The organism is Streptomyces sp., from assembly GCF_031178505.1.
Taxonomy (GTDB): domain Bacteria; phylum Actinomycetota; class Actinomycetes; order Streptomycetales; family Streptomycetaceae; genus Streptomyces; species Streptomyces gulbargensis.
Genome location: NZ_JAPSIW010000722.1, coordinates 1 through 3519, shown reverse-complemented (window position 1 = coordinate 3519; position 3519 = coordinate 1). Strand labels below are relative to the sequence as shown.

3 protein-coding genes and 1 pseudogene are annotated in these 3519 nt (G+C 69.9%); 1 reads left to right on the top strand and 3 read right to left on the bottom strand.

The window, feature by feature from the left end:
* The coding region (gene ychF, locus RIF68_RS31150; RefSeq protein ID WP_309054619.1) for a redox-regulated ATPase YchF at positions 1-1034 on the top strand (1034 nt) is incomplete at its 5' end.
* 620 nt (positions 1035-1654) lie between these two features.
* Here the strand turns inward: ychF and RIF68_RS31145 are convergent.
* The 3 genes and pseudogenes from RIF68_RS31145 to RIF68_RS31135 all read right to left on the bottom strand — a co-directional run.
* Positions 1655-2125 carry a hypothetical protein gene (locus tag RIF68_RS31145; protein WP_309054618.1) on the bottom strand — a complete coding sequence of 157 codons (471 nt, stop codon included), beginning with the start codon at positions 2123-2125 and terminating at the stop codon, positions 1655-1657.
* Positions 2126-2184: 59 nt separating this feature from the next.
* Positions 2185-2988: a hypothetical protein gene (locus tag RIF68_RS31140; RefSeq protein ID WP_309054617.1), complete on the bottom strand. Its 804-nt coding sequence runs from the start codon at positions 2986-2988 to the stop codon at positions 2185-2187.
* Positions 2989-3199: 211 nt separating this feature from the next.
* Positions 3200-3519, bottom strand: a pseudogene (locus RIF68_RS31135) (aminoacyl-tRNA hydrolase); the annotation flags it as partial.

The window sequence follows — 3519 nt, the reverse complement described above, 5'->3', positions numbered from 1 at the left end:
TGTTCAACGCGCTGACCCGCAACACCGTCCTGGCGGCGAACTACCCGTTCGCGACCATCGAGCCGAACATCGGCGTGGTCAACCTGCCGGACCCGCGGCTGGACCGGCTCGCGGAGATCCACGGCTCCGAGCGGATCCTGCCGGCCACGGTGTCCTTCGTGGACATCGCCGGGATCGTGAAGGGCGCCTCCGAAGGGGAGGGCCTGGGCAACCAGTTCCTGGCCAACATCCGCGAGGCGCAGGCCATCGCCCAGGTCGTGCGCGCCTTCGACGACCCGGACGTGATCCACGTCGACGGCAAGATCGACCCGGCCTCCGACATGGAGACCATCAACACCGAGCTGATCCTTGCGGACCTGCAGACCCTCGAGAACGCGATCCCGCGCCTGGAGAAGCAGGTCAAGATCAAGAAGGCCGACCCCGCCAAGCTCGCCGCGATGCAGCAGGCGCAGGCGGTCCTCGAGCGCGGGGACACCGTCTTCGCCGTCGCCGGGGAGGAGAAGCTCGACGTCGACCAGCTGCGCGACCTGAGCCTGCTCACCGCCAAGCCTTTCATCTACGTCTTCAACGCCGACGACGGCGTGCTGGCCGACCCCGCCAAGCAGCAGGAGCTGCGGGACCTCGTGGCACCCGCCGACGCCGTGTTCCTCGACGCGAAGCTCGAGGCCGAGCTCGTGGAGCTCGACGAGGAGGAGGCGAAGGAGATGCTGGAGATGTCCGGGCAGGACGAGGCCGGACTCGACAAGCTGGCCCGGACCGGGTTCTCCACCCTCGGGCTGCAGACCTACCTCACCGCCGGGCCCAAGGAGTCCCGCGCCTGGACCGTGCCCGTGGGGGCCACCGCCCCGCAGGCCGCCGGCGTGATCCACACCGACTTCGAGCGCGGCTTCATCAAGGCCGAGATCGTCTCCTTCGAGGACCTCGACGCCGCCGGGTCCATGGCCGAGGCCAAGGCCGCCGGCAAGGTCCGGATCGAGGGCAAGGACTACGTCATGCGCGACGGCGACGTGGTGGAGTTCCGCTTCAACGTGTAGCCGGCTCCGTCGGACGCGGCACGGTCCGCGCCGTCCGCCCGGACTCCGCAGAATGATCGGAGGCGGAATCCGGGAGCCCCTGCACAGCCGCTCCGGTGCGGTCCTCCGCCCTGGGCCACAGGTGACTGCAGGTGTTCAGCGTGACCGGCACCGAGGGGCGCCCCGGTGCCCTCTGCGCGATCATCACATCGCACCCGGCAGCGACGAGGCCGGAGACGGAGAGGTGCCGCCGGCCGTGCCCCGCACGGCGCAGGAACTCGACCTCGGTCAGCTGGAGGGCGGCGGACTCCGCGAGCCGGAGGCCGCCGAGGGCGGCGCAGGTCGAGCTACCGCTGAGGAACATCGTAAGTTGGCTGTCGGGTAACAGACATTCGCATCTATGGTGGAACTGTCGCCTCCTGATCCCCGGTGACATGGAAGGCGTTCCCCCGGCGCCGCCGACGAGAGCGCCCCGCCATCTCCCTGGCGGAGGCGCTCTCGTCATGCCCGGAGGCGGACGACCGATCCGGCCGCCGGCGCGGAGTACCCGTCGCCCCGGGAAAAGCGCGCCCCGTGCAGCGTAGTGGCAGGCGCATGACCGGGCACGGGCGCGTCGTTCACGTGACCGTCCATGCCGACCGTCACCCCTGCATCAGCACCCGGAGCACCACGACGACGAAGGCCAGAGCCACCAGCGCGCCGGCACAGGGCAGGAAGCGCCGCATGACGTCCTGGTAGAGCTCCGGCGTCTCACCATCGTCTCGGGAACCGGGCGTGCTGGCATAGGCCTGCTGCGCCATCAGGTTGGTGAGCCGCGGGATTCCAACGATGGCGAGCAACCAGATCACACCCAGGGCGAAGAACCCGATGACCATGAGCTGGAAGCCACGGTGGAGATCATGGATGGGGATGAGCAGTGCCAGCAGCGGGAACCCGAGGGACAGCACCGTGGGCGTCCACCCGGCGACCAGCTCGACGCTCCGGACGGTCTGCTCGTGCGGGTCCTCCTCGAGGCGGCGGGCCAGGGCGCGGCGGCCGTACATCAAGGTCCCGGAGATCGCGATGAGCACGCCGAAGCCGACGAGGAGAACGAGGAACTGTGAGTCCTGCATGCGGGTCCGTCCTTCACGGTGTTCGAGGGTGGTGCGGGGTCGGGGTGGAGCCGGTCAGCTCACCTCTTCTGCAGTCGTCCGGACCAGGACCGGTCCCGCCTGCGTCGTGACCGGAGCAGGAGCGCGGTGAAGAGGGCCACCGCGGCGGTGAAGAACCAGTAGAAGCCCGGAAGCGGTCCGCCCTCCAGGACGACGAGGACCGTGAGGGCCACCCAGCAACCCCACACGATCACTGCGGAGGACCGGTTCATGGCGTTCTCCGGGCGGAAGCTGTCGTCCGACGGGCGATCCTTGACGGCATCGGGATGGGCGCGCTCCGTGGCAGCGCCCGTGAGGCAGCGGGCGGAGTCGATGAGGTGCGCGTTGCGTTCTTCCGCCCACTGCGGGATCCAGGAGTGCATCCCGGCGTACCACCCCAGGTTGTCCCGGCTCTGCGCTCGCAGGGTGGAGCCGGCCCCCGTGCTGATCGCCGTCACGGTCAGGGTGGAGGGGAAGGCGCGCCGGCCCCTCACGGACTCGATCCCGGTGAATCGGAACGTGAAGTCCGATCCGACCTCGACGACGGCCTCTCGCTTCTGGTGCCGGACCGTGGCCCCTTCCGCCCGGAAGTGCTCCGTGATCCGCTCCAGGGCCTGGTCGGCCGGCAGGCCGGACTCCCACTCGTCCTCGAGGTCGAACCGTTGATGGCGGGGCGCGTGGCGGGCCCACGAGCCGAACAGAAGAGTGGCGACGAGCAGCACTCCGAGCCACAGCACCGTCACCCGGAAGGGTAGGTCCGTCTGCCGCAGGACGAAGAACGGCACGAGGAACAGGGCCGTCCCCACTGCTACCAGGACCTTCGACGTTCCCTGCTTCTCGCTCATCGACGCGCCCCTCATCAGAGTGACGGGCCGCTGCGCGTCACCTCCCCTCTTCCTACGGGAGAGAATTTGCACCTGCAAGACGCGCAAGCGGGGACAGGAGACATGACGTCCACGGTGTGAACGGCTCTCCCCGGATCCCTCAGACGGGTCCCGAGCTCTTCGTGGAGCGCCGAGGCGTGAGCGCGCCGGACGGTCCGCGCCGGCCCGCAGCTCATTCGGACCCGGGCCGCCTGCGGCTCTGCTTGGTCTCGGAGCGCCGGCGTTTTCCCTCGAGCCGTCGTCGCCGCGAGCCGTTCGTCGGTCGGGTCGGCCGCCGGACGGGAGCCGGGACCAGGGACTCGCGGAGGAGGGCGGCAAGACGCTGTCTCGCCGCGGTCCGGTTGCGCCGCTGCGAACGGTGCTCCGCGGCGCTGACGGTGAGCACCGTGCCCGAGAGTCTGCCGGAGAGCCGGTCGAGGACGAGCGCGCGCTGGGTCTCGCTCAGCGCGGTCGTCGTGCCCAGGTCGAGGGAGAGCTGCACCCGTGAGTCGG